The sequence below is a fragment of the Sinorhizobium sp. genome, assembly GCF_059070375.1.
The window spans coordinates 21,047-48,045 of sequence record NZ_JCACWC010000004.1; the positions used below are offsets into that span (position 1 = coordinate 21,047).

18 protein-coding genes are annotated in these 26,999 nt (G+C 63.9%); 10 read left to right on the forward strand and 8 right to left on the reverse strand.

All coding sequences use genetic code 11. The annotated features are described in order from the left end of the window. Positions 1 to 94: 94 nt before the first annotated feature. Positions 95 to 1,705 carry a bifunctional phosphoribosylaminoimidazolecarboxamide formyltransferase/IMP cyclohydrolase gene (purH, locus tag AC5J09_RS26470; RefSeq protein WP_494298948.1) on the forward strand — a complete coding sequence of 537 codons (1,611 nt, stop codon included), beginning with the start codon at positions 95 to 97 and terminating at the stop codon, positions 1,703 to 1,705. Between the two features lie 282 nt (positions 1,706 to 1,987). Here purH and AC5J09_RS26475 read toward each other — a convergent pair whose 3' ends face one another. Next, a complete protein-coding gene (locus AC5J09_RS26475; RefSeq protein WP_494298949.1) occupies positions 1,988 to 3,379 on the reverse strand; it encodes an MFS transporter in 1,392 nt (463 codons plus the stop codon). 125 nt (positions 3,380 to 3,504) lie between these two features. Next, positions 3,505 to 8,292 carry an NAD-glutamate dehydrogenase gene (locus tag AC5J09_RS26480; protein WP_494298950.1) on the reverse strand — a complete coding sequence of 1,596 codons (4,788 nt, stop codon included), beginning with the start codon at positions 8,290 to 8,292 and terminating at the stop codon, positions 3,505 to 3,507. 283 nt (positions 8,293 to 8,575) lie between these two features. On the opposite strand from AC5J09_RS26480, the gene pdxY reads away from it, so the two are divergent. Both pdxY and AC5J09_RS26490 read left to right on the forward strand, forming a co-directional pair. After that, positions 8,576 to 9,457: a pyridoxal kinase PdxY gene (gene pdxY / locus AC5J09_RS26485; RefSeq protein WP_275597106.1), complete on the forward strand. Its 882-nt coding sequence runs from the start codon at positions 8,576 to 8,578 to the stop codon at positions 9,455 to 9,457. 159 nt (positions 9,458 to 9,616) lie between these two features. Beyond that, complete coding sequence (locus AC5J09_RS26490) at positions 9,617 to 10,300, forward strand: carbonic anhydrase (RefSeq protein ID WP_324762548.1); 684 nt, start codon at positions 9,617 to 9,619, stop codon at positions 10,298 to 10,300. 95 nt (positions 10,301 to 10,395) lie between these two features. Here the strand turns inward: AC5J09_RS26490 and AC5J09_RS26495 are convergent, their stop codons facing one another. The 3 genes from AC5J09_RS26495 to AC5J09_RS26505 form a co-directional block, all read right to left on the reverse strand. Next, positions 10,396 to 11,217, reverse strand: a complete 822-nt coding sequence (locus AC5J09_RS26495; protein WP_100672651.1) for a lytic murein transglycosylase — start codon at positions 11,215 to 11,217, stop codon at positions 10,396 to 10,398. Between the two features lie 172 nt (positions 11,218 to 11,389). Beyond that, positions 11,390 to 12,424: an aspartate-semialdehyde dehydrogenase gene (locus tag AC5J09_RS26500; RefSeq protein WP_003531790.1), complete on the reverse strand. Its 1,035-nt coding sequence runs from the start codon at positions 12,422 to 12,424 to the stop codon at positions 11,390 to 11,392. A gap of 113 nt (positions 12,425 to 12,537) precedes the next feature. After that, entirely contained in the window at positions 12,538 to 12,708 is a 171-nt protein-coding gene (locus AC5J09_RS26505; protein WP_018098718.1) for a hypothetical protein, read from the reverse strand. A gap of 272 nt (positions 12,709 to 12,980) precedes the next feature. Here AC5J09_RS26505 and AC5J09_RS26510 point away from each other — a divergent pair, with 272 nt between their 5' ends. Then, on the forward strand, positions 12,981 to 14,870 hold the full coding sequence (locus AC5J09_RS26510; RefSeq protein WP_275597108.1) for an MFS transporter: 1,890 nt from the start codon (positions 12,981 to 12,983) through the stop codon (positions 14,868 to 14,870). 98 nt (positions 14,871 to 14,968) lie between these two features. On the opposite strand, the gene AC5J09_RS26515 is transcribed toward AC5J09_RS26510, so the two are convergent. Then, complete coding sequence (locus AC5J09_RS26515) at positions 14,969 to 15,676, reverse strand: phosphatase PAP2 family protein (protein WP_275597109.1); 708 nt, start codon at positions 15,674 to 15,676, stop codon at positions 14,969 to 14,971. Positions 15,677 to 15,806: 130 nt separating this feature from the next. Further along, complete coding sequence (gene leuB / locus AC5J09_RS26520) at positions 15,807 to 16,919, reverse strand: 3-isopropylmalate dehydrogenase (protein WP_494298951.1); 1,113 nt, start codon at positions 16,917 to 16,919, stop codon at positions 15,807 to 15,809. 333 nt (positions 16,920 to 17,252) lie between these two features. On the opposite strand from leuB, the gene AC5J09_RS26525 reads away from it, so the two are divergent. Further along, positions 17,253 to 19,316, forward strand: coding sequence for a M3 family metallopeptidase (locus AC5J09_RS26525; RefSeq protein WP_494298952.1), 2,064 nt, complete (start codon positions 17,253 to 17,255; stop codon positions 19,314 to 19,316). Between the two features lie 211 nt (positions 19,317 to 19,527). On the opposite strand, the gene AC5J09_RS26530 is transcribed toward AC5J09_RS26525, so the two are convergent. Further along, positions 19,528 to 20,697, reverse strand: a complete 1,170-nt coding sequence (locus AC5J09_RS26530; RefSeq protein WP_494298953.1) for a dihydrodipicolinate synthase family protein — start codon at positions 20,695 to 20,697, stop codon at positions 19,528 to 19,530. Positions 20,698 to 20,974: 277 nt separating this feature from the next. Here AC5J09_RS26530 and AC5J09_RS26535 point away from each other — a divergent pair, with 277 nt between their 5' ends. The 5 genes from AC5J09_RS26535 to AC5J09_RS26555 are packed head-to-tail and all read left to right on the forward strand — an operon-like array spanning position 20,975 to position 26,918. After that, entirely contained in the window at positions 20,975 to 22,018 is a 1,044-nt protein-coding gene (locus tag AC5J09_RS26535; RefSeq protein WP_100672658.1) for a LacI family DNA-binding transcriptional regulator, read from the forward strand. Further along, the gene (locus AC5J09_RS26540) at positions 22,015 to 23,016 is read left to right on the forward strand and encodes a 1,5-anhydro-D-fructose reductase (protein WP_018098725.1); all 1,002 of its coding nucleotides are present in this window, start codon (positions 22,015 to 22,017) and stop codon (positions 23,014 to 23,016) included. The genes AC5J09_RS26535 and AC5J09_RS26540 overlap by 4 nt, the downstream gene beginning before the upstream one ends. Next, positions 23,016 to 24,638, forward strand: coding sequence for an acyl CoA:acetate/3-ketoacid CoA transferase (locus tag AC5J09_RS26545; RefSeq protein ID WP_494298954.1), 1,623 nt, complete (start codon positions 23,016 to 23,018; stop codon positions 24,636 to 24,638). Before AC5J09_RS26540 ends, AC5J09_RS26545 begins: the two co-directional genes overlap by 1 nt. After that, entirely contained in the window at positions 24,631 to 25,410 is a 780-nt protein-coding gene (locus tag AC5J09_RS26550) for an enoyl-CoA hydratase/isomerase family protein (RefSeq protein WP_379938388.1), read from the forward strand. Before AC5J09_RS26545 ends, AC5J09_RS26550 begins: the two co-directional genes overlap by 8 nt. After that, entirely contained in the window at positions 25,410 to 26,918 is a 1,509-nt protein-coding gene (locus tag AC5J09_RS26555) for an aldehyde dehydrogenase family protein (RefSeq protein WP_494298955.1), read from the forward strand. Before AC5J09_RS26550 ends, AC5J09_RS26555 begins: the two co-directional genes overlap by 1 nt. The last annotated feature ends 81 nt before the right edge of the window (positions 26,919 to 26,999 follow it).

Here is a 26,999-nt window from a genome sequence, read left to right on the forward strand (position 1 = left end):
GTTCCTTCCGGCAACAAGCTATGCTAACGGGCAGCCATCCCAATCGCCGGAACTTCCTCCCTACGCGTCCGGCGCTGCCAAAGGAGCAAGGTCGATGGCTGTCGCCTCCAAGAAAATCCCCGCCCCGGACGAGGTCCGGATCAAAACCGCCCTCCTTTCGGTCTCCGACAAGACGGGCATCGTCGAACTCGCCCGCGCCCTCAACGACAAGGGCATACGGCTGGTGTCGACCGGCGGTACGCACAAGGCGCTTGCCGATGCCGGCCTTCCCGTCAGCGACGTCTCGGAGCTGACCGGCTTTCCGGAAATCATGGACGGGCGCGTCAAGACGCTTCACCCCGGCGTCCATGGAGGTCTTCTCGCGATCCGCGACGACGCGGAGCATGCGGACGCCATGAGCGCGCACGGCATCACCGCGATCGATCTCGCCGTCATCAATCTCTATCCCTTCGAAGACGTCCGCGCCAAAGGCGGCGACTACCCGACCACGGTCGAGAATATCGACATCGGCGGCCCCGCAATGATCCGGGCATCGGCCAAGAACCATGCCTATGTGACGATCGTCACAGACCCGGCGGACTATTCGCCGCTGCTGGAGGAAATCGCAGGCGGGACGACGCGCTACGCCTTCCGCCAGAAGATGGCGGCCAAGGCCTATGCCCGCACGGCCGCCTATGATGCGGCGATCTCCAACTGGTTTGCCGAGGTGCTCGACACGCCCATGCCGCGCCACCGCGTTCTCGGCGGCGTGCTCAGGGAGGAGATGCGCTACGGCGAAAACCCGCACCAGAAAGCCGGATTCTACGTGACCGGCGAGAAACGGCCGGGAGTGGCTACGGCGGCGCTGCTGCAGGGCAAGCAGCTCTCCTACAACAACATCAACGATACCGATGCCGCCTTCGAACTGGTGGCGGAATTCCTGCCGGAAAAGGCACCGGCCTGCGCCATCATCAAGCATGCCAATCCCTGCGGCGTTGCGACCGCGCCCTCGCTCGCGGAAGCCTATCGCCGGGCGCTCGCCTGCGATTCGACCTCGGCATTCGGCGGCATCATCGCGCTCAACCAGGAACTCGACGCCGAGACTGCGGAAGAGATCGTCAAACTCTTCACCGAGGTCATCATCGCGCCGTCGGTCAGCGACGACGCGAAAGCCGTCATCGCCCGCAAACCGAACCTGCGGCTGCTTGCGACCGGCGGCCTGCCGGATCCGCGCACGCCCGGCCTGACGGCGAAGACGGTCGCCGGCGGTGTGCTCGTCCAGACGCGCGACAACGGTATGGTAGAGGATCTGGAGCTCAAGGTGGTCACCAGGCGTGCGCCGACGGCGCAGGAGCTCGAAGACATGAAGTTCGCCTTCAAGGTGGCGAAGCACGTCAAGTCCAACGCCATCGTCTATGCCAAGGACGGCCAGACGGCGGGCATCGGCGCCGGCCAGATGAGCCGCGTCGATTCCGCCCGCATCGCTGCCATAAAGGCAGAAGAAGCGGCCAAGGCGCTCGGCCTCGCCGAGCCGCTGACGCGCGGTTCGGCCGTCGCCTCGGAAGCCTTCCTCCCCTTCGCCGACGGTCTTCTGTCAGCCATCGCGGCCGGCGCAACCGCCGTCATCCAGCCCGGTGGTTCGATGCGCGACGAAGAAGTGATCGCGGCGGCGGACGAACACAATGTCGCGATGGTCTTCACAGGCATGCGGCATTTCCGGCACTAGAGCCCTTTTGTCTAATGCACTTCCGGGCGGAAAACCGGGACACCTGGAAGTGCTCTAAGGCCTTAAGATTTATTGATTTCCTCATTCCTGTGCTCGTCACAGGAATCCAGCCAGACCAAGTCCTTGGGCTGAAAGATGACAAGCACAGGAATGAGGATGAGGAGAGATTGCAACCCTCCTTAGGTCGTTTCGACCTGAAACATGAATGTGATCGATTCCAAGACGTTAAGGCGCCGGATGCGGAGGAAACCGCATCCCGCTCCGGCCTCCTGCTCGACATTCCTATCGCGGCCGGTGCGCCGGATAGGGGGTCCGCAGGAGGATCACGAGACCGACGGCGAAAAAGGCCACGAGCGCCATCATGCCGATCCGGGCCGAACCGGTCATAAGCGTGATCGTCGCGACCGAGGCGGGCGCCAGGAACGAGGTGGCGCGGCCGGAAAGGGCGTAAAGACCGAAATAGCGCCCGGCTTCGTCGGGCGAGACACTGCGCGCGAGGTAGGATCGGGACGAGGCCTGGACCGGCCCGAAGGCGACGCCGACGAGCAGGCCGTAAAGAATATAGGCCTTTTCGGCGGCCGTGCCGAAGAGGCCGCCCGAGTCCGCCGAGCCAAGCGGGACAAGCCCGAAGAGCGTGAAACCAGGCCCAGTGGAGACGATGCCGAGCGTGGCGATCGTCAGTGAGACGAGGCTTGCGACGACGATCGTCTTGGAGCCGAGCCGTGCATCGAGCCTGCTCGCATAAAGGCAGCCGAAAATCGCCACGACATTCAGGATGATGCCGTAGAGCCCGAGTTCCATCGTCTGCCATCCGAACATCCCGGCCGCGAAGGTGCCGCCGAGCGCGAGCAGCCCGTTGACGCCGTCCTGAAAGATCATCCGGGCAATCAGGAACCGGAAGATGCCGGCCCTCTCCTTGAGTTCGGCAAGCGTGCCCTTCAGTTCCTCGAAGCCCCGAGCGGTTGCTTTCGCCATCGACATCGTTGCCTTGGTCGCATCCGGCGTGAAGAGGAACATCGGCAGGATGAAAACCATATACCAGGCGGCGGAAATGGGGCCAGTGATGCGGGCGTCTTCGCCCTTTGCCGGATCGAGCCCGAACAGAGGTTCGAGTCCGATCGCCGTCTTGCCGGTCTGCGGGCTCCCGGCAATCAGCGCGACCACGGCGATCAGCACGATCATGCCGCCGAGATAGCCGAGGCCCCAGGCGATGTTGGAGATGCGCCCCACTTCCTTTTCGCTCACGAGCCGCGTCATCATCGAATCGTTGAAGACGATGGAAAATTCGGCGGCCACGGTCGCCAGCGCAAGAAGGACCGCCGTATAGATCAGGGACGAGCCCGGCGCCGCGTTCCAGAGCAGGGCGAGCGAGATGATCTTCACGGCGGCGAAAAAGGCGATCCACGGCTTTCGCGGGCCGGCCGCATCGGCAATGGCGCCGAGAACCGGCGAAAGCAGGGCGATCACGATCCCCGCAATGGTCAGCGTATAGCCCCAGACCGCCTGCCCTTGGGCGGGATCGGCCGTTAGCCGGGAAACGAAATAGGGCGCGAAGATGAAGGTGGTGATCACGGTGAAGAAGGGTTGCGCGGCCCAGTCGAACAGCATCCAGCCGGCAATGCCGAGACGGGAAGTCCGAGGCCGCTCCTCCATTCGCCCAGCCGCGATATCCACTTCATCCCTCCCCGGCACTTGCGCAAGCGCGCCGCGTTCGTGGGCGGCGGGCAGGGCAATGAAGAACAACCTTCGACCGGAGCGGAATTGGTCCCTCCGGCCGAGTTATGGCCGGAGGGACTGTGTCATTTCGTCCAGCCGCGTGCAAGATCGCTGAGGAGACCGGCTGCGACAGTGACCTTGGCGAGCGTCGTTTCGCCCTTTTCGGTCAGGAGCCTCAGCTGGTCGCCGACAGTGGCGACGCGTTGGCGATCGCGATCCTGCCAGGCGAGAACGGGGTTTCGCTCGCCCTTATGCTCGACCAGGGCGGCGATGGTGATATCGCGGCGTGCGGTGCCGATATCGCCGACCGCCCGCGAGAGCGCCATCGACTCGAACTGCTCGGTGGCGGGCACGCGGTCGGCGGCCGCCAGCAGGCGGTTGATCCTCAGGCTCTCGGTGACGGTGAAATAGGCCTGGGCGGTGCGGCTCAGCGGCTCGCCGGTTACCGTGGCGATCTGCATGATCTCAGGGACCAGGGTCATGAGCGACAGTTCGGCGATTTCCTCGGCAAGCTTTGCCGGCACGCCGTTTTCGATGAAGCCGGCGGCCCTCAGGCGGGCTTCCTCGGCACCCTCCCTGGATATCGCCGCCCGCATGGTGCCGCGCAGCTTCTGCAGCCCGTCGCGAAGTCGGGCAACCGCTTCGGCCACGGAGCCCTCGGAGGCGCGGGTGCGCAACGCCCGTTCGGCGACGAGCGCAAAGATACGCCCCACCTCATGATAGAGCCGGTTCTGGATCACGCCGCTGATCCTGTTGTCGAGCGCGTCGATCTCGCCGTAGATGCGTGGCAGATCGAAGCCATCCAGGGCCAGCACCGCTGCCTTCACGACATCGGCGGAGAGGAAGCCGGTGGCATCCGTCAGCGTCGAAACGAAAGCGGGGCCGCCGCGGTTTATCGTTTCGTTGGCGAGTACGGTCGCGACGATTTCGCGGCGCAGCCGGTGCCCGTGAATATCGCCGGCATAGGCCTTGCGCATCTTTGCGGGGAAGTAGCGCTCCAGGGTCGCGGTGAAATAGGGGTCGTCCGGAAGCTCGCTGACGATCAGCTCGTCGAAGAGCACCAGTTTCGCATAGGAGAGCAGCACGCCGATCTCCGGGCGCGTGAGCGGCCGGCCCGCCTGGTAGCGCTCGCTCATCGCCTGGTCGGTGGGCAGGGTCTCGACCTTGCGGTTGAGGTGGCCGTCGGCCTCCAGCCGCGCCATCAGCCGCGCCAGCGGCGTGCGGTTGGCGAGGCCCTGCATTTCGGTGAGCGAGATCGCCAGCGACTGCTGGTAGTTGTTGCGCAGCACGAGATGTCCCACCTCGTCCGTCATCGATGCCAGAAGCGTGTTGCGCTTGGGCCGGGTCAGGCGGCCTTCGCGCATGGCGGAGGCAAGCGCGATCTTGATGTTGACCTCGACGTCGGAGGAATTGACGCCGGCCGAGTTGTCGATGGCATCGGAGTTGCAACGCCCGCCATTGAGCGAGAAGCCGATCCGGCCTTTCTGGGTGACGCCGAGATTGGCCCCCTCGCCGATCACGCGCGCCCGCACATCCTCGGCGGAGACGCGGATCGCGTCGTTGGCGCGGTCGCCAACCTCGGCATCCGTCTCGTTGGTGCCGCGCACATAGGTGCCGATGCCGCCGAACCAGAGCAGGTCGACCGGGCTCTTCAGGATTGCGCTCATGATCTCGAAGGGCGTCGCCTTCGGCTTGTCGATGCCGATCGCCGCCATCGCTTCGGGGGTGAGTGTCACCAGTTTTTCCGAACGCGAAATGATCATCGCGCCGGGCGAGAGCGCCTTACGGTCATAATCCTGCCAGCTGGAGCGCGAAAGCGCGAACATTCGCTTGCGCTCGGCAAAGGAGAGATCGATATCCGGCTCGGGATCGATGAAGATGTCGCGGTGGTCGAAGGCGGCGATCAGCCGGATCTTTTCCGAAAGCAGCATGCCGTTGCCGAAGACGTCGCCCGACATGTCGCCGACGCCGGCGACGGTGAAGGGCGTCGTCTGGATGTCGACGTCCATTTCGCGGAAGTGCCGCTTGACGGCCTCCCACGCGCCGCGCGCGGTGATTCCCATCTTCTTGTGGTCGTAGCCGGCGGAGCCGCCTGAAGCGAAGGCGTCGTCCAGCCAGAAGTCCGCTTCCTGGGCGAGCGCATTCGCCGTGTCGGAGAAGGTTGCCGTTCCCTTGTCGGCGGCAACGACGAAATAGGGGTCGTCGCCGTCGAGCCGCAGCGTGTCCTCCGGGGGAACGACGTCCTGGCCGACAATATTGTCGGTGACGGAGAGCAGCGTGCGGATATAGGTCTTGTACGCTTCCGTTCCCGCCTTGAAGACCTCGTCGCGGCTGCCGCCGACGGGCAGCTGCTTCGGGTAGAAGCCGCCCTTGGCGCCGACCGGAACGATGACGGCGTTCTTCACCTGCTGCGCCTTGACGAGGCCGAGCACCTCGGTTCGGTAATCCTGTGCCCGGTCGGACCAGCGAAGGCCGCCGCGCGCCACCTTGCCGAAGCGCAGATGGACGCCTTCCACTTCCGTGCCGTAGACGAAAATCTCGCGGAAAGGCCGCGGTTCCGGCAGGCCCTCGAGCTGCTTCGGATCGAGCTTGAAGGCAAGAACCGCGCGCGGCCTGCCTTCGGCGTCCTTTTGGAAATAGTTTGTCCGGAGCGTCGACTGGACCGCATTGACGTAGCGGCGCAGGATCCTGTCCTCGTCGAGGCTGGGCACGGCCGACAGAGCCTCCTCGATGCCCGACAGCAAGGCGTTGCACTTCTTGGTGCGCGCTTTCCCGTCCGTCGTCGGATCCATGCGCGTGGAGAAGAGGCGGAAGATGTCGGCGGCGATCGTCGGATACTTGTTCAGAGTATCGGCGATATAGCCTTGGGAATAGGTGATGCCGGCCTGGCGCAGATAGCGTGCATAGGCGCGCAGCACCGTGATTTCGCGGGCGGTGAGCCCGGCAAGCAGGACCAGCCGGTTGAAGTTGTCGTCCTCCGTCGTGCCGTTCCAGGCCGCCAGGAAGGCCTCCTCCAGGGCGGGGCCGATCCTGGCGAGATTGAGCGTGTGCCCGTCGCGATGGATCAGCTCCATGTCGTGAAGGACGACCTCGCGGGGCTCGTCCCCATGGACGTGCACACCGATGTCGTAGGTCTGCTCGCTGATGACACGGAAGCCGAGATTTTCGAGAAGCGGCACGCGGCGCGACAGCGAAACGGGCGTGTCGGCATGGAAGATCTTCAGTTCCAGCGTATCCGGCCGCTCCTGGTGTCGGTGGTAGAAGGAGATGCGGATCGGGTCGCCAGCCGTGCAGGCGGCGATGTCTCCGAGGTCGGCATAGGCTTCCGCGGGCGTGAAGGCCGCCTGATAGGCTTCACCGACCGATATCTCCGTGCCCTCCTTGCGGGCGAGCAGATTGAAGCGATCGATCCAGCGGGTGACGATTGCGCGGACCGCCTCTTCGAGCTTCGCCTGGGGAACCCGTGGCGTCTTGCCGCCCGAGCGGCCGATGATGAAATGGACGCGTGCAAGCCCGCCTTCGGGAAAGGCCGGGTAATAGGCCGAGACCCGGCCGTCATAGACCGTTTTCAGATAGTCGCCGATCTTTTCGCGGACGTCGGAATCGTATTGTTCGCGCGGCACGAACACGATGACCGAGACGAAGCGGTCGAAGTGGTCGATGCGCGGCAGCACCCGCACCCGGGGCCGGTCGCCGAGTTCGTTGATCTGTTCGCAGAAGGCGGCGAGCAGCCCGATGTCGATCTGGAAAAGATCGTCGCGCGGATAGGCTTCCAGCGTGTTGGCCAGCGTCTTGCCGGAATGGCTCTGCGGATCATAGCCGAAATGATCGACGATCTTCTCGATCTTGTGCCTGAGCAGCGGGATCTCCGACGCCTGCCGCGTGTAGGCCGTCGAGGTGAACAGACCGACGATGCGCAGTTCGCCGACGACGTTGCCGGAGGCGTCGAAACGCTTGATGCCGATGTAGTCCATGTGGGCACGCCGGTGGACGACCGACTTCACATTGGCCTTGGTGACGATCAGGAAGTCAGGCCCCTCGAGGAAGGCGAGGATTTCCGGGGTGGTCAGCACCGCATCCTTGCCCTGGCGCAGGACCCGCACGTCCGGATTGGACAGGATGCCGAGGCCCCTGCCCTTGCCGCGCTCGACCGTCGCCCGTTCGCCCTTGCCGGAATAGGTATATTCCCGCATGCCGAGGAAGGTGAAGTTGTTATCCCTTAGCCAGCGAAGGAACGCCAGCGCCTCGTCGCGGTCGCTCTTCTTGCGGGAAGCGTTGTAGTCTTCGAGCTCCCGCATTGCCTGGTCGAGCAGAGCGGTCATCGCCGGCCAGTCGTGTACGGCTTGATGAACCTGCTCCAGCACATCCGAGATGCGCTTGCTCAATGAGCGTGCCTCCAGCGGGGTCAGCCTGCTCAAGTGGATTTGAATGTGGCTGACGCGGTGCTCGGGCGCGCTTTCCTCGTCCGGATCGAACAGCTTCACGGGTTTGCCGGGCTCCATCACCAGAATCGGGTGGATCGCCAGGTGGATGTCGCGGTGGGTACTCGTCACCTCTCCCATCACCGAATCGTAAAGGAAGGGCATGTTGCGTTCGGTGATCGCGATGATCGAAACCTCGATACCACCCGGTGCGACCCCTGCCACCGTCTCCACCGAGACCTGGGGCTTGCCGCCGTCCCAGCGTGCGAGTTCGCTGCGTGCGTGGGCAGCGGTGAGCGCCAGCATCTCAGGCGTGTAACGGTCGAGGTCGTCGTTGCTCGCTCCGCCGAAGAGGATTTCCGGTGGCAGTGTCTCGGCCCCGAATCTGGACCCTGCCGCCCGGGCCGCATCGATGTGCCGGTCCCGCTTCGGATTATGCTTCACGCCCATGAAATCGCTCTCCACTCATGATGGTTGAACCTAGCAGAACCATGCCCAATGGCGACCGTTTTTATGATGGATTTCGGCAAAATGGAGCCGAATTTCGGAGAAAATCACGTAGATTCGACCTAAATCCATTTAAATCGAAGCCAATTTTGCAAAAATTTCCCGAAAAACCGCAAAAACGAACGAAAACGCCGAAGATTCGGTCACGTGGGTCTGCACGAGCAGCAGTTGACAGTCCGTGAGGGGCGGGCGATCACACTTCGAAAGCGAATAACGGGGTCTCCCAATGTCCGACACGCCTGCCGCGCCCGGTGCCGTCATCGTCATTTCGAGTCATGTGGTGCGCGGCGCGGTCGGCAACCGGGCTGCCGTCTTCGCGCTGGAAATGCTCGGTCACCGGGTCTGGGCCCTGCCGACGGTCGTGCTTCCCTGGCATCCGGGACACGGTCGGTCGACGCGGGTGACCATGCCGGACGAGGACTTCCGCTCGATCATCGGCGATCTCGTCGCTGCGCCCTGGATCGGCGAGGTGCGCGGGGTGCTGTCCGGCTATCTGGGTTCCCCCGAACAGGCGGCGGCCGTTGCCGGCCTCGTGAAGGCGCTGCGCCAGCGCAATCCCGCGCTCTTCTATGCCTGCGATCCGATTCTTGGCGATGCGGGCGGCCTCTACGTCCCGGTGGAGGTCGCCAGCGCCATCCGCGACCTGCTGCTGCCGCTTGCGACGCTCGCCACGCCCAACCGGTTCGAGCTTTCCTGGTTGGCAGGTGCTTCGCTCGAGACGAATGCGGCCATCCTCGACGCGGCGGTCGACCTAGGGCCGCCACGCGTGCTGGTGACGTCGGCGATACCGATGATGAGCGGCGGCACGGGCAATCTCTACCTGTCCGGACGCCATGCGCTGCTTGCCGAGCACCGACTGATCGACAATCCTCCGAACGGCACCGGCGATCTGCTCTCGGCCGTATTCCTGGCGCGCCTGCTGGAAGGGCTGCCGGAGGAACGCGCGCTGCAGATGGCGACCGCCAGCGTCTACGAGATCATCGCGAGAAGCCGCAAGCGCGATTCCGACGAACTGACGCTCGAACAGGATGCATCGAGCCTGGCGACGCCGATGGCAATGGTGCAGATGCGCCGCCTCATGCATCCGAGCCAGGCGCGGAAGAAATAGCGTCAGATATGGAAGAATTGCCTCATAGGCGCATTTCGCCCTTTCGGATGGCCGGAGCACGCTGTAACAGTTCGACGCTTCATGGTTCCCGGTGCGTCTTTCAGACACGCTACCCGCATGTTTCCTTGAATCCCGATCAAAGACAGGAGCACCAGGACGATGCAGCAGGAACGAGTGGATGAAACGGGGTTACCGATGGATATACAGGGCTTTCCGGAACATCTTCTGACCGGCTACCGCAATTTCATGAGCGGTCGCTTCACCGAACAGCAGCAGCGCTACAAAACGCTCGCCGAGAGCGGTCAGAAGCCGAGGACGATGGTCATCGCCTGTTGCGACTCCCGCGCCGCGCCCGAAACAATCTTCGATGCCGGCCCGGGAGAACTCTTCGTCGTGCGCAACGTCGCCAACATGATGCCGCCATATGAACCGGACGGACATTATCATTCGACCTCGGCCGCGCTCGAATTCGCGGTCCAGTCGCTGCGGGTCACCAACATCGTGGTCATGGGCCACGGGCGCTGCGGCGGCATCAAGGCGGCACTCGACCCGGACGCCGAGCCCCTCTCCCCCGGCGATTTCATCGGCCGCTGGATGAACCTCCTGAAACCGGCCGCCGAGCAGATCCAGAGCAATGACGTGATGACTCCGGCGGAACGACAGCGTGCGCTCGAGCGGGTCTCCATCCGCAATTCGATCGCCAATCTGAGGACGTTCCCCTGCGTGAACGTTCTGGAGTCGAAGGGAAAGCTTCGTCTCCACGGCGCATGGTTCGACATCTCGACCGGCGAGCTCTGGGTCATGGATGCGAAGACTGGCGATTTTTCCCGACCGGGAATGTAACGGTCGCCAGTCAGGCCCCTCGTCCGCCGGCCTGTCCCTTCTCCCCCGCTAGGGGGAGAGAAGTCGCGGCAGCGGGGTGAGGGGCAAAAGCGCTGTCACCCGCCGTCGATCTCGGCGCCGATGATGGCGATCGCCTGCTGATAGACGCTGGCGGCGTTCCAGCCCTGGATGGCGGCGAAGTTGACCTCGCCCGGCTGATAGCCGCCGCCCGGCTGCCAACCATGGCCGCGCAGGAAATTTGCGGTTGAGGCAAGCGCATCCGCTTTGGAGCGGACCATGTCGACATGGCCGTTGCCGTCCCCGTCCACGCCGTATTTCAGCACGTTCACCGGGAGGAATTGCGTCTGCCCGATCTCGCCGTGCGCCGCCCCGCGGGCGGCCGGGCTGAGGTCGCCGCGCTGGACGAGCTGGAGGGCGGCGTAAAGCTGGTTGGTGAAATAATCCGAGCGGCGACAATCATAGGCGAGCGTCGAGACGGCGGAAAGCGTGTGTTCCTTGCCCAGGAACGAGCCGAAGCCGGTCTCCATGCCCCAGATGGCGATCAATGGGCCGGCGGGAACGCCGTAGCGCTGCTCGATGCTCTGGAAGAGCCTGGCATTCTGCGCCCGCAGCTTCTTGCCGCGCGAAATGATCACCTGACCGCCGCGCTTCTGCATGAACTGGTCGAGCGACAGCTTGAAGCTCTTCTGGCCGCGATCGGCCCGGATCGTCGCCCTGCTGTAGGAGACGTTGGCGAGCGCCTGGTCGACCACCGAAGGGCTGATGCCGTTCCCGGCGGCTTCGCGCTTGAATTCCGACAGCCAGGCGGAGAAGCCGCTGCCGTCATTGCCGCACTGCGCCGCAGAGGCGTCCGCCGGAAGAACTACGGTTGAGATCAGGGCCGCCAGGCCCGCTGCTGCGCTCTTCACCCTATGCATGGATTACCCCGTCGATTGCCCGAATTTGTTGCCTTCGAAATTCCCGCTTCGTCATCCGCTCGTCGCCGGCACGATGGTTTCACGTGAATCCATTGCCCGCCGACGAACTGCGAACCCCGCCTGTCGCCGTAACGAAGCAGGCGGGGCTTAAAGTTTGCCCGACCGAGGCCGATCAAGCCGCCTGCTTGCGCGGTTTGATCAGGCCGCGGTTGATCAACAGCTCTGCGATCTGCACCGCGTTGAGCGCCGCGCCCTTGCGCAGGTTGTCCGAGACGATCCACATGTTGAGGCCGTTTTCGACCGTCGCATCCTCGCGGATGCGCGAGATGTAGGTCGCGTCCTCGCCGGCGCATTCGTAAGGCGTCACATAGCCGCCGTTCTCATGCTTGTCGACGACCAGGCAGCCCGGCGCTTCGCGCAGGATCTCGCGCGCCTCGTCGGCGGTGATCTCGTTTTCGAATTCGATGTTGACCGATTCCGAGTGACCGATGAAGACCGGGACGCGCACGGCCGTGCAGGTCACCTTGATCTTCGGGTCGAGCATCTTCTTGGTTTCGGCCAGTACCTTCCACTCTTCCTTGGTGTAGCCGTCCTCCATGAAGACGTCGATGTGCGGAATGACGTTGAAGGCGATGCGCTTGGTGAACTTCTTGCTCTCGATCGGATCGGCGACGAAGACAGCGCGGGTCTGGTTGAAGAGCTCGTCCATGCCGTCCTTGCCGGCGCCGGAAACCGACTGATAGGTGGAAACGACGATGCGCTTGATCTTGGCATGGTCGTGCAGCGGCTTCAGCGCCACCACGAGCTGCGCCGTCGAGCAATTCGGATTGGCGATGATGTTTTTCTTGGAGAACTGCGCGATCGCGTCCGCGTTCACTTCCGGTACGATCAGCGGAACATCGGCGTCGTAGCGCCAGGCCGAGGAATTGTCGATGACGACGCAACCCTCCCGGCCGATCTTCGGCGAGTATTTCTGCGAGACGGCGCCGCCGGCCGACATCAGGCAGATGTCGGTGTCGGAAAAATCATAGGTGTCGAGGTTCGTCACCTTCAGCGTCTTGTCGCCGTAGGAGACCTCGGTGCCGACCGAGCGCGAGGAGGCGAGCGCCACCACTTCGTCGGCCGGAAAGCCGCGCTCGGAAAGAATGTTCAGCATCTCCCGGCCGACATTGCCGGTGGCGCCTGCGACAGCAATTTTGAAACCCATGATCTAAGCTCTCTTTCTGTCTCTCCTCGTTTGGTGGAGGGGGAAACTGCGCGGTGCGACCGCGAAGTTCCTGTCCCCGGCCTTACCGGGGAGAGAGCGGAGGGCCAGAGACGTCAGACGGTTTTCGTCGTCGTTTTGGCCGTGGTTTTGCGCGCGAGCGAGAAATGGCTGATCCGCCCGGCGGTATGGGCCGGCAAATTCAGCGCAGCGATGGACGAACCCTTCGGTCCCATGGCGGTTTCCTCGTTCGCCGCTGCTCTTACCGGCTTTTCGGCAAGAGTCAAGCCGCGGAGGCTCCCTAGTGGTCGTCACGCAAGGCACGGCTTGCCCGCGGCACGATTGAAGACTTCGTGATGTGCGGGCGCGAGCATGGTGACCCCGGCATTAGACGAAAGTCATAAGCCCAAAGCATCCCTGCCTCGCGTGCCACTTTTCTGACATCTTGTTGCGAGGCGCACCACGCCCGGATGTCAAAGGGGACCCGACGTTCAGGGAGGAACGTCCGGACCGGGGAATGGGCGCTCCAATAGACCGATTTTGGAGTGGAGGAATCAAAATGGCAAACGTCGTGACAGCGGGCGGCACAAAAGCTGGCCCGATGACCGGCGAGGAGAAGAAGGTCATCTTCGCCTCGTCGCTCGGTACCGTCTTCGAATGGTATGATTTCTATCTTTACGGTTCGCTTGCCGTTTATATCGGTGCAACCTTCTTCAGCCAGTATCCCGAGACCACGCGCAACATCTTTGCGCTTCTCGCCTTCGCCGCCGGCTTCCTTGTCCGGCCGTTCGGCGCGCTGGTTTTCGGTCGCCTGGGCGACCTCGTCGGCCGCAAATACACATTCCTCGTCACCATTCTGATCATGGGCCTGTCGACCTTCCTCGTCGGCGTCCTGCCCGGTGCCGCCTCGATCGGCATTGCGGCTCCGATCATCCTGATCGGGCTCCGCCTCCTGCAGGGTCTTGCGCTCGGCGGTGAATACGGGGGTGCCGCGACCTATGTGGCAGAGCATGCGCCGCACGGCCGCCGCGGCTATTTCACCTCGTGGATCCAGACGACGGCGACGCTTGGTCTGTTCCTCTCGCTGGTGGTTATCCTTCTGGTCCAGTACATGCTGGGCAAGGAAGCTTTTGCCGAGTGGGGCTGGCGCATACCCTTCCTGCTCTCTTTCGTGCTGCTCGGCGTCTCCGTCTGGATCCGCCTGAAGATGAACGAGTCTCCTGCCTTCAAGAAGATGAAGGAAGAGGGCAAGGGTTCGAAGGCGCCGCTGACGGAAGCTTTCGGCCAGTGGCGCAACGCCAAGATCGCCCTTCTGGCGCTCTTCGGCGCGGTCGTTGGCCAGGCTGTGGTCTGGTATTCCGGCCAGTTCTACGCGCTGTTCTTCCTGCAGAGCATTCTGAAGATTGACGGCCAGTCGGCAAACCTGATGGTTGCCGCCTCGCTCCTTATCGGCACAGGCTTTTTCGTCTTCTTCGGCTGGCTGTCGGACAAGATCGGCCGCAAGCCGATCATCATGGCGGGCCTCCTGCTTGCCATGCTCACCTACTTCCCGCTGTTCAAGGCGATGACTTGGGCCGGCAACCCAGCGCTTGCGGAAGCGCAGCAGAACGTTCGCGCCACGGTCACCGCGGCTCCGGGCGACTGCAGGTTCCAGTTCAACCCGACGGGCACGGCGAAGTTCACCACCTCCTGCGACATCGCCACCGCCTTCCTGACCAAGAACTCGGTTCCCTATGACGTCGTGACCACGGCGGCTGCGGGGACACCGGCGACGGTGAAGATCGGCGAAACGACGATCACCAGCTTTGACGCCGTTGCGGCCGGCGACAAGGCGAAGGCCGAGGAAGCGGCTTTCGGCAAGCAGATCAACATGGCGCTGCAGGCCGCGGGCTATCCGCTGGTGCGCGGCGTTGCCAAGGTTCCGGAATCGAAGCTCGACGCCTTCGTCGCTGCCAATCCGGAACTTGGCCTCGACGCCGCTGCCGTGCGCGCCGGCGAAAAGGCCATGGTGCCGGCCGACAAGCTCGTCGCCGACAAGCTGCTCACCCAGGAAGAAGTCGGCAGCGCCACCGAAATGGCGGTCTACAGCATAGACAAGGGCGGCGCCTTCACGATGGTGGCCGACCCGGCCCGCGTCAACTGGACGGTGATCATTGCTGTACTGACCGTGCTCGTCATCTATGTGACGATGGTCTACGGCCCGATTGCGGCGCTGCTCGTCGAACTCTTCCCGACCCGCATCCGCTATACCGGCATGTCGCTGCCCTACCATATCGGCAATGGTTGGTTCGGCGGGCTGCTCCCGGCAACGGCCTTCGCGATGAGCGCGGCAAAGGGCGACATCTACTACGGCCTCTGGTACCCGATCGTTTTCGCGGGCATCACGCTGGTGATCGGTCTTCTGTTCCTGCCCGAGACGAAGGACCGGGATATCCACACGATGGAATGAGCCGGCGGACGGGAGCGGGATGGGAGCGTGTTTCCCATTCCGCCAACTCAACAGCTCTCCTGACTCCGGCGCGGCTTCCGCGCCGGCTTTTTTTCGATTTACTCGGCTTCCCTTTCCTCGGCCTCGTGCTCCACATGCCTCAGCACAGGCCAGCCGGCCGCACCGCGCTTGAACAGCCAGCCCTGCCGGGCAAAGAGGAAAGCCATCATCAGCGCGACCCAGAGCCCGAGCAGCAGGCCGGCGGCGACATCGCTCGGGTAATGCGCGCCGACCACGACGCGCGAGATGCCGACAAGCAGGGCCAGCAGCAGAAACAGCGGCCGAAGCTGCGGCATCACCATCGCGAAGGCGCCGAAGAAGGCGCCGGCCGCCGTGGAATGTCCCGACGGGAAGCTTTCGAACAGCGTGTCGCCGGTAAAGGGCGTGAGGCTGTAGGGGCCGTAATCTGCAAGGAGCTCGGGACGGGCGCGGCCGATCAGAAATTTCAGGCCGTGCACCAGCGCGCTCGCCGTGCCGATCGTCAGTAGGAAATAGGCGGACAGATTGCGCGCCGCGCGCGCCCTCTGCCGCAAGGTGTCGCGCGCGGAGGATCGGCGGACGACGAAGGCGATCAGCAGCAGCAGGGCCGAGCTGTAGATCATCCAGGCGAAGGTGCCGATATCGGTGATGGCGCGGTTGAAGCCGACGATCTCCTCCGGCAGACCTTGCGCCCATTCGGAAAGATGCGGGTCGAACGGGGTGAAGGCGACGACGAGGACGACCGTCATCAGCCAGATCCAGACGGTCAGTGAAAGCGGTCGGTTCATTTTGCTCCTTCCTTCGCCTTATGGATGTGAAGGCTCGGCCGGCAAAATCAAGACCCCGTAAACGCGAAGCACCCCCGGCAAGGCCGGAGGTGCGGTTCGACTATTCGGGCCGCGAGCGAAGGCGCAGTCGTCAGGCCGAGAGGCTCTTGAACTCGGCGAGGATCGCGTCGCCCATCTCGGCCGTACCGACTTTCCGGCAACCTTCCGCCATGATGTCGCCGGTGCGGATGCCCTGATCGAGCACGTTGGCGATCGCCTTCTCCAGGCCGTCGGCTTCCTTCACGAGGTTGAAGGAGTAGCGCAGGCACATGGCGAAGGAAGCGATCATGGCGATCGGATTGGCGACCCCCTTGCCGGCGATGTCCGGCGCCGAGCCGTGCACCGGCTCGTAGAGCGCCTTGCGCTTGCCGGTCTTGGCATCCGGAGCGCCGAGCGAGGCGGAGGGCAGCATGCCGAGCGAGCCTGTCAGCATGGCGGCGACGTCGGACAGCATGTCGCCGAAAAGGTTGTCGGTGACGATCACGTCGAACTGCTTGGGCTGCCGCACGAGCTGCATGCCGCCGGCATCCGCCAGCATGTGCTCGAGCTGGACGTCGGAATACTTCGCCTTGTGCGTCTCGGTCACGACCTGGTTCCAGAGCACGCCCGACTTCATCACGTTGCGCTTTTCCATCGAGCAGACGCGATTGTTGCGGGTGCGGGCGAGTTCGAAGGCGACCCCGGCGATGCGCTCGATCTCGTAGGTGTCGTAGACCTGCGTGTCGATGCCGCGCTTCTGGCCGTTGCCGAGATTGATGATCTCCTTGGGCTCGCCGAAATAGACGCCGCCCGTCAGCTCACGCACGATGAGGATGTCGAGGCCCTCGACCAGCTCGGGCTTCAGCGACGATGCGTTGGCAAGCGCCGGGTAGCAGATGGCGGGGCGAAGGTTGGCGAAAAGCTCGAGGTCCTTGCGCAGGCGCAGGAGCCCGGCTTCCGGCCGCACCTCATAGGGCACCGCATCCCATTTCGGTCCGCCGACGGCGCCGAAGAGCACCGCATCGGCGGCAAGCGCCTTCGCCATATCCCCTTCGGAGATCGACGCGCCATGGGCGTCATAGGCCGAGCCGCCCACAAGCCCCTCGTCCGTCACGAAGCCGGCGTCTCGCTCGGCATTCATGTAAGCGATGATTTTGCGGACTTCCGCCATGGCTTCCGGGCCGATGCCGTCGCCGGGCAGAAGGAAGAGATTGCGCACAGTCATGGATAGTCCTTCTCGCGTGAAAACTCGGCCGGGTTCTTAGCGCAACTTCGTATCAAGGGAAATTGCGTCTGCGAAAGAATTGTGCGTGCTCCGGTGTCACCGCTACCCTGTTTCCGCTTGACGGAATCGCCCGCCGGCGCTCGAATGGCTGAACTCAACCGGGGATTTCACCATGTCGGAAACGCTTCTTTTCGGTGCCTTTCCGCAGGCGGTCTGGCACGCAGCGCCCGGCCTTTTCGCCCTGCGCAAACCTTGACGGTCCGGCGCCGATCGACCACTTCAAGCACCTGCTTTGCGGTTTGCGCCGCGCTCCCGCATTCGAAAGGAATCCTGATGACCGACAGCGCTTCGCTCAATCCCGCCCTCGTCAACTGGACCGGACACGAGGGCCTGCCCCGGTTCGAGGCGATCATGGACGAGGATTTCGCGCCTGCCTTCGATGCGGCATTGGCGAGTCACGAGGCGGAGATCGAGGCCATTGCCAACAATGCGGAGGAGCCCACCTTCGACAACACCGTCGCCGCGCTGGAAATCGCCGGCGATGAACTTTCGCGCGTCTCCGCTCTCTTCTGGAGCAAGGCGGGCGCCCATACGAACGAGGTGATTCAGGCGCTGGAGCGCGAGATCGCACCGAAAATGTCGCGCCATTATTCGAAGATCGGCACCAACCCGGCACTCTTCGGCCGCATCGACGCACTCTGGGAGAAACGGGAAGAGCTCGGCCTCGATGTCGAAGCCATGCGCGTTCTGGAACGGCACTGGAAGAGCTTCGTGAAGGCGGGCGCCAAGCTTGACAAGCCCGAGCAGGAGCGTCTCGCGGCGATCAACGAGAAGCTCGCCGGCCTCGGCGCCAGGTTCGGGCAGAACGTTCTCGCCGACGAGAAGGGCTGGGCGCTCATCCTGTCGAGCGAAGAGGACCTGGCGGGGATTCCGGATTTCCTGAGAGATGCGATGGCGGCGGCCGCGCGCGAGCGCGGCGAGGAAGATAAATATGCGGTCACGCTGTCGCGCTCGATCATCGAGCCGTTCCTGACCTTCTCCGAAAGACGGGAACTGCGCGAACAGGCTTTCAGGGCCTGGACGGCGCGCGGCGAAAATGGCGGCGAGACCGACAATCGCGGCATCATCGCCGAAACGCTCGCTCTCCGGGCGGAAAAGGCGAAACTGCTCGGCTATGAGAATTATGCGGCGCTGAAGCTCGACAATACCATGGCGAAGACCCCTGAGGCGGTGAATGGCCTGCTGATGCAGGTATGGGAAAAGGCGGTGGCGCGGGCCCGGGAAGAGGAGGCGGAACTCGCCACGCTCATTGCCGAAGAGGGCCGCAACCACGAGGTCATGCCTTGGGACTGGCGACACTATGCGGAAAAATTCAGGGCCCGGAAATTCAGCTTTTCGGAAAGCGAACTGAAGCCCTATCTGCAGCTGGAGAAGATCATCGACGCCTGCTTCGCCGTCGCCAGCCGCCTCTTCGGCATCACCGCAACCGAGAAGAATGGCGTTCCCGCCTATCACCCGGACGTCCGCGTCTTCGAGATACGCGACGCCTCAGGCAGGCTCACGGCCCTTTTCCTCGGTGATTATTTCGCGCGCTCCTCGAAACGCTCCGGCGCATGGATGAGCTCCTTTCAGTCGCAGCACAGGCTGAAGCTCGAGAACGGCGCAATCGGCGAAATCCCGATCGTGTACAATGTCTGCAACTTCGCCAAGCCCGCCGAGGGCAAGCCGGCGCTTCTCTCGATCGACGATGCCCGCACGCTCTTCCATGAATTCGGCCACGCGCTGCACGGCATGCTTTCCAATGTCACCTATCCCTCGGTTTCGGGTACCGGTGTCGCGCGCGATTTCGTGGAGCTGCCCTCGCAGCTATACGAGCATTGGCTGACGGTGCCGGACATTCTCCGGAAATATGCGGTGCTCTACAGGACCGGCGAGCCGATGCCGCAGGCGCTGCTCGACAAGGTGTTGGCGGCGCGGACGTTCAATTCCGGTTTCGCGACGGTCGAGTTTACCGCCTCGGCGCTCGTCGATATGGCCTATCACACGGCGGAAGAGGTCGGCGATCCGATGGCGCTCGAAGCGGCGACGCTCGAGAAGATCGGCCTGCCGCAGTCGATCGTCATGCGCCACCGCAGCCCGCATTTTCTTCACGTCTTCTCCGGCGACGGCTATTCGGCCGGCTACTACTCCTACATGTGGTCGGAGGTGCTCGACGCCGATGCATTCGCGGCCTTCGAGGAGACCGGCGATCCCTTCGACCCGGCGATGGCGGCCAGACTGAAGGACAATATCTACTCGGTCGGCGGCTCCGTCGATCCGGAAGACGCCTACAAGGCCTTCCGCGGCAAGCTGCCAAGCCCGGATGCGATGCTGGCGAAGAAGGGGCTGGCGGCTTAGGCTCTTGTCTTTGAAAATATAGGGGGTAACTGCCCCCGACCCTCTCCCCGCAAGCGGCGGGAGGGGACGCGCCACACGGGCGATCTCATTGCGGCTACGCCTGTGGTGTGGAGGGGGACCGCGCGCGCCGTCGCCCCTTCGCCCCGCTTGCGGAGAGAAAGTCGCGAAGGCGACGAGGGGGCATGACCTGCCCGATGAAGACAGGTGAGATCTATGCCTGCTCCACCCCCAGCACAGCCAGCAGATTGTGCATCCGCTCAGTAGCCAGCTCCGGCTTGTCGAGCACATTGGCCTGATCCGCCAGGCGGAAGATATCGGCATAGTGGAGCAATCCGCGAGCCGATTGCAGGCCGGCCGGCAGGGTGAAATGCCGTTGGTGGCCGTTCAGCCAGGCCAGGAAGACGACGCCGGCCTTGTAGTATTGCGTCGGCGCCTCGAAGATCTTGCGCGAGAGCGGCACGGTCGGCTCTATGACGCCGCGAAAGGTCGCAAGATCGCCCTCGGCGAGGGCCGCGAGCGCCTTCGAGGCCGACGGCGCGACGGCGTCGAAGATGCCGAGCAGTGCGTGGCTGTACGTGTTGCCGTCGCCCTCGATCAGTTCCGCATAGTTGAAATCGTCGCCGGTGAAGCAGAGCACGCCCTCGGGGAGCCGGCTGCGCAGCGCCAATTCCTTGGCGTTGTCGAGCAGCGAAATCTTGATTCCCTCTACCTTGGCGCTGTTCTCGCCGATGATGGCCAGCATGGTTTCGAGTGCCTGCCCGAAGTTTTCCGAGCCCCAATAGCCTTTGAGCTGCGGGTCGAACATGTCGCCCAGCCAGTGGAGTACGACCTTGTCCCTGGTCTGGGAGAGGATGCGGCCGTAGACACGCCGGTAGTCGTCGGGGGAGCGCGCCACGCGCGCGAGCGCCCGGCTCGCCATCATGATCGCCCGGCCGCCCTCGGCTTCGACGAAGCCGACCTGCTCCTCGTAGGCCGCGATGACATCGTCAATCGAGCGCGCGTCGGCCGGCGAAAGGTGGTCGGTGCCGGCGCCGCAGGCGAGATCGGCGCCCGGAACGCTTCGCGCTTCGGCGAGCGAGCGGCGGATCAGCTCCTGCGCCGCCGTCCATGTAAGTCCCATGCCGCGTTGCGCCGTATCCATCGCCTCGGCGATCCGGAAGCCGAGCCCCCACAGGTGATGGCGGAAGGCCATCGTCGCTTCCCAGTCGATTGCCGGATTGCCCCAAGGGTCGCTGTCGCGAAGCGGATCGGAAACGACATGCGCGGCCGCATAGGCGATGCGGTTGAAGGTCGGGGCCGCTCCGGGTCGGGTGATCGGTTCGCCCCGAAGCCGGTACTCTTCGAGCGAACCGTCCTGGCGCGGCAGAAAAACGCTGGTCATCGGCTTATGTCCTCCTCTACCTCATCGCATCGAATAATTTAGACCGTTCCAAATTTCAAGACAAAAATGAAACTCTCTCCTCGCAGCAGCAGCGCTCCCCTGTGGAGTCCGAAATGAGGTAATCCTCTCGAATTAGCTATAACAGCCGCTTACGGGGAGAAATGCAGTGCCATGCGTTGCCAAGGCGCCGGAAAAAATGTGAACAGGAGCCTCTTGACGAAATTGGAACGTTCCAATTATTAAGGACGAGAGAGATGAAATTTCGGGGAGGATGTTCATGGGGAAGGAGCGGGTGACGGTTGTCGACATCGCGCGCGCCGCCGGCGTGTCGAAGTCGACCGTGTCGCTCGTCCTGCAGGCAAGTCCGCTCGTCAACGAATCGACGAGGGCTAAAGTCAATGCAGTCATCCGTGAGCTCGGCTACGTGTATAATCGCAGCGCCGCCAATCTGCGCCAGGCGAGATCGAAGATCATCGGCATCGTCGTCAACGATCTCACGAACAGCTTCTTTGCGGAGCTCGCGGTCGGCGTCGATGAGGTCGTGCAGGCCGCCGGCTTTGTGCAGTTCCTCGCCAATACGAGCGAGAAGCTCGACCGCCAGCGCGAGGTCATCGCCTCGATGCGCGAGCACGGGGTGTCGGGGCTCATCATATCCCCGGCGCGCGGAACGGAAGCCGCGGATCTCGCGCCGCTCGTTGCCGCCGGCATTCCGGTCGTGCTCGTCGTGCGCGACATTCCCGGCGCCGGTGTATCCTCTTTGACTTCGGACAATCATGCCGGCGCCGTTGCCGCCGTGCGCCATCTGGTCGAGCGTGGCCATCGCCGCGTCGCCTTCCTCGGAGGCTTCGCCGATACCGCGGTCTTCGAAGCGCGCATGCGCGGCTATGGCGATGCCCTTCGGGAGGCCGGCCTCCAAGTCTCAGACGACCTGGTCATCGGTTCGGCGCCCTCGCGCGCCGGCGGGGTGACGGCGATCGAGCAGGCGATGATGCTGAAGGAGCGGCCGACCGCGGCCCTCTGCTTCAACGATGCCGTCGCCTTCGGCGTCTGCGACGGGCTGCGTGCGCGCCGGCTGGAGCCCGGCGAGGATTTCGCGGTGATCGGTTTCGATGACGTGATCGAGGCCAAGACCGCGGTGCCGGCGCTGACCACGGTCTCGGTCGATCCGCATGGCATGGGCGAGCGTGCGGCGGAATTGCTCTTGAAACAGATCAATAGCGGCCGTGTCGAGCCGGAAGCGATCGTCAGCCCGGTCCGGCTCGCCATTCGTCAGAGCTGCGGTGCTGCCGTCGGACGCAGAGTGAAGGAGATTTCGTCATGATTCGCTGGGGACTGATCGGCGCGAGCACGATCGCGCGCGAATGGGTGATCGGCGCCATCCGCGCCGCAGGCGGCGACGTCGTCTCGGTGATGAGTTCGAGCGCGGAACGAGGAGAGGCCTATGCCGCCGAGAACGGGATCGTAAAGGCTGTCACGAGCGTCGACGATCTCGTCGGCGATCCCGACGTGGACGCCGTCTACATCTCCACGACGAACGAGCTTCACCACGATCAGGCGCTCGCGGCGATCCGCGCCGGCAAGCACGTTCTCTGCGAGAAGCCGCTGGCGATGAATCTCAATGACGGCTGTGAAATGGTGCTCAAGGCCTGCGAGGCCGGCGTCGTGCTCGGCACCAATCATCACTTGCGCAACGCCGCCACCCATCGGGCCATGCGGGAAGCGATCGCCGCGGGCCGGATCGGCCGACCGATCGCGGCACGGGTCTTCCATGCCGTCTATCTGCCGCCGCACCTCCAGGGCTGGCGGCTCGACAGGCCGGAGGCGGGCGGAGGCGTCATTCTCGATATCACCGTGCACGACGCCGACACGCTGCGCTTCGTTCTGAACGACGACCCGATCGAGGCGGTCGCGATCAGTCACAGCGCCGGCATGGGCAAGGAAGGACTCGAGGACGGGGTCATGGGCGTGCTCCGCTTCCGCTCCGGCGTCATTGCCCAGTTTCATGATGCCTTCACCACGAAATTTGCCGAGACGGGTCTCGAAGTGCACGGAACCGCGGGATCGCTGATCGGTCGCAACGTGATGACGCAGCGGCCTGTCGGCACGGTCGTGCTGCGCAATGAAGAGGGCGAGAGCGAATTGCCGCTCGACCACCGCAATCTCTACGAGACGGCGCTCGAGGCATTCCATTCCGCGATCGGGGGCAATGGCCGTCCGTCGGCGAGCGGCGAGGATGGCGTCTGGTCGCTCGCCACCGGGCTTGCGGTGGTAAAGGCGGCGGCTACCGGCGGTGCCGTCGAGATCGAAACGGGACTTTGATGCGCATGACGGGCAAACATATTTCGCTTGCGGAAGCTGCCGGCTTGATTCCGGACGGCGCAATCGTTTCGGTCTCCTCCTCCAGCGGGCTTGGCTGCCCGGACCTGATGCTGAAGGCGATCGGCGAGCGCTTCGAGGCGACCGGATACCCGCGCGATCTGACGACGCTGCATCCGATCGCCGCCGGCGACATGAGCGGCATCAAGGGTGTGGATCATATCGCCAGGAAGGGTCTCCTGAAAAAGATCATCGGCGGCTCCTATCCCTCAGGCCCGTCGAGCGCCGAACCGCCGCTGATCTGGCAGATGATCGGCGCGAACGAGGTGGCCGCCTATAATATTCCCTCGGGCATTCTCTTCGACATGCATCGCGAGGCGGCGGCCAAGCGCCCGGGCGTCATGACCAAGGTGGGGCTCGACACCTTCGTCGACCCCTCGCGCGAAGGCTGCGCCATGAATGCGTCAGCCGCCGCCGAACCGGTGGTGAAGAAGATCTCCTTCGAGGGCGAGGACTGGCTTTATTTCAAGGCGATCGCGCCTCAGGTGGCGATCATCCGCGCGACGACCGCCGACGAATGCGGCAATCTCACCTATGAGCACGAGGGCGCCTATCTAGGCGGCCTCGACCAGGCGCTTGCCGCCCGCAACAATGGCGGCATCGTCATCGCCCAGGTGAAACGCATTGCCAAAGAAGGCTCGCTGAAGCCCCATGATGTGCGTGTACCGGGCGTTCTGGTCGACTATGTCGTCGTGGATCCCGAACAGAAGCAGACGACGCAGACGCTCTACGACCCCGCCATTTCCGGCGAGATATTCCGTCCGCTCGACAGCTTCCGACTGCCGGAATTCAATATCCAGAAAGTGATCGCGCGCCGCGTCGCCAAGGAGCTCGAGGCGGGCAGTGCGGTCAATCTCGGTTTCGGCATTTCCGCAAACGTCCCGCGCATCCTCATCGAAGAGGGTCTGCACGGCGCAGTGACCTGGGTCATCGAACAGGGCGCCGTCGGCGGCGTGCCGCTCCTCGATTTCGCCTTCGGCTGCGCCTCGAATGCGGACGCCTTCATGCCGTCGCCATACCAGTTCACCTATTTCCAGGGCGCAGGCTTCGATGCTTCTCTGCTCTCCTTCCTGGAGATCGACCGCACCGGCTCCGTCAACGTCTCGAAGCTCAGCTTCCGCCCGCATGTAACGGCGGGGGCGGGGGGTTTCGTCGACATCACCGCGCGGGCGAAGAAGATCGTCTTCTCCGGCATGTTCAATGCGGGTGCGAAGCTGGCGGTCGCCGACGGGCGGCTCGTGATCGAGAAGGAAGGCAAGCTCAAGAAGCTCGTCAACACGGTCGAGCACGTCACTTTCTCCGGCCGCCGGGCCGTCGAACAGGGGCAGGACATCACCTATGTCACCGAGCGCTGCGTGATGAAACTGACCCCGGAAGGCGTGGTGCTCACCGAAATCGCCCCGGGCGTCGATCTCGAAACGGATATCCTTGGTCAGTCGGAGTTTCCGCTGATCGTCTCCGACGCGCTGAAGCCGATGGATCCGGCGCTGTTCGGCGAGGGGCCGATCGGCCTGACGCTGCCCGCCAAGGCGCCGCGCCGGCTCACGGGAGGCGACGATGGCTGACGAACGCATCCGCATCGATTTCGACGGTCCCATAGCGATCATGACGGTCGCGCGGCCGGAAAAGCTCAACGCCTTCGACATCGGCATGCTGAAGGCGCTAGACGCGGCCTGCGATACGGCCGAGGCGAAGCGCGACGTGCGCGTCCTGATCCTTACCGGCGAGGGCAAGGCCTTTTCCGCCGGCGGCGACATCAAGGCCTGGGGCGGCATGGAGCCAGTCGCCTTCGGCCATGACTGGGTCCGTTTCGGCCACCGCGTTTTCGAACGGCTCGCCACGCTGCGCATGCCGGTGATCGCGGCACTCAACGGCCATGCGCTTGGCGGCGGTCTGGAGCTTGCGGCGGCGGCGGATATACGTCTGGCCGAAAAACAGGTGAAGATCGGCCTGCCGGAGACGAGCCTCGGCATGGTTCCGGGCTGGTCGGGCACGCAGCGCCTGGTCGCGCGCTTCGGCGCGCAGATCGTTCGCCGCATGGTGCTCGGCGGCGAGATGTTCTCGGCGGCGGAAGCCAAGGCCGAGGGGCTTATCGACGCAGTGGTCGAGACCGGCGCGGTCATGCAGGCGGCGCGCGACTACGCTGCGCGGGTCGCCGGCCGCGGGCCGGCGGCGCTCGAAATATCGAAGCTGATGATCGCCTCGGCCAGCGGCGAAGACAAGGGCGCGGCGGTGGAAGCGTTGGGATCGATCCTCGTCGCCAAGACCGGCGATCTCAAGGAAGGCGTAGCCGCCTTCAGTGAAAAGCGTGAAGCTCGCTTCAAGGGAGAATGGTGATGACGGCGGTGGTGAGGCCGAAGGCGCTCGGCGACTACAAGATCCGTGAATTCCGGATGCTGATCGACGGTCAGTGGGTGGATGGCGCCGAGGGCCGCTCGATCGAGCGCGTGGCGCCGGGTCACGGCGTCGTCGTCAGCCGCTATCAGGCGGCGGCGAAAGCGGATGCCGAGCGGGCGATCGCCGCCGCACGGCGCGCCTTCGACGAAGGTCCGTGGCCGCGCATGACAGCATCGGAACGATCGCTGATCCTGCTCAGGGCCGCCGACATGATTGCCGCGCGCGCGGATGAGCTCGCTTTTCTCGATGCGGTCGAATCCGGCAAGCCGATCAGCCAGGCGAAGGGCGAATTGGCGGGTGCCGCCGACATCTGGCGCTATGCGGCAGCACTTGCCCGCGAACTCTCGGGCGAAAGCTACAACACGCTCGGGGAGGGTACGCTCGGCGTCGTGCTGCGCGAGCCGATCGGCGTCGTATCGATCATCACGCCGTGGAACTTCCCTTTCCTGATCGTCAGCCAGAAGCTTCCCTTCGCCCTTGCCGCCGGCTGCACGACGGTGGTGAAGCCCTCCGAACTCACCTCGGCCTCGACGCTGGTTCTCGGCGAAATCCTGCAAGCGGCCGGCGTGCCCCAGGGCGTCGTGAACATCATCGTCGGCACGGGGCCGGAGGCCGGCGCGCCGCTCACCACCCACCCGCATGTCGACATGGTCTCCTTTACCGGCTCGACCGGAATCGGCCGACTGACCATGGCCAATGCGGCGCAGACCTTGAAGAAGGTCTCGCTGGAACTCGGGGGCAAGAATCCGCAGATCGTCTTTCCGGACGCAAACCTGGACGAATTCATCGATGCGGCCGTCTTCGGCGCCTATTTCAATGCCGGCGAATGCTGCAATGCCGGCTCGCGGCTGATCCTGCATCGCGATATCGCCGAGGAGGTGACGGCGCGCATCGCCAGCCTCTCGGCCAAGGTCAAGGTCGGAGATCCGCTTGACCCTGAAACGCAGGTTGGCGCAATCATCACGCCGCAGCATCTGCAAAAGATCGCCGGCTATGTTTCTTCGGCGTCGAACGAAGGCGCGAGAATAGCCCATGGCGGCACCACGCTCGATCTCGGCATGGGACAGTTCATGGCCCCGACCATTCTGTCGGCCGTTCGGCCCGAAATGGCCGTGGCCCGGGAGGAAGTCTTCGGGCCGGTTCTCTCCGTTCTGACTTTCGAGAAGACGGAAGAGGCGATCCGGATCGCCAATTCGATCGATTACGGGCTTTCCGCCGGGGTCTGGAGCCGCGACTTCGACACCTGCCTGACGATCGGGCGGCGCGTACGCGCCGGCACGGTCTGGATGAACACCTTCATGGATGGCGCATCGGAGCTGCCTTTCGGCGGCTATCGGCAATCCGGTCTCGGCCGCGAGCTCGGTCGCCATGCGGTCGAGGACTATACGGAGACGAAGACGCTCAACATGCATATCGGCCGGCGCAGCAACTGGTGGATGCCGCGCTGAAGAAGGGAAGGGGCGAGGTTTCGTAATCGCCGAAAGGGTGTAACGTCTTGAATTGGCCGGGTGACGTCAGTCGCAGGCCAG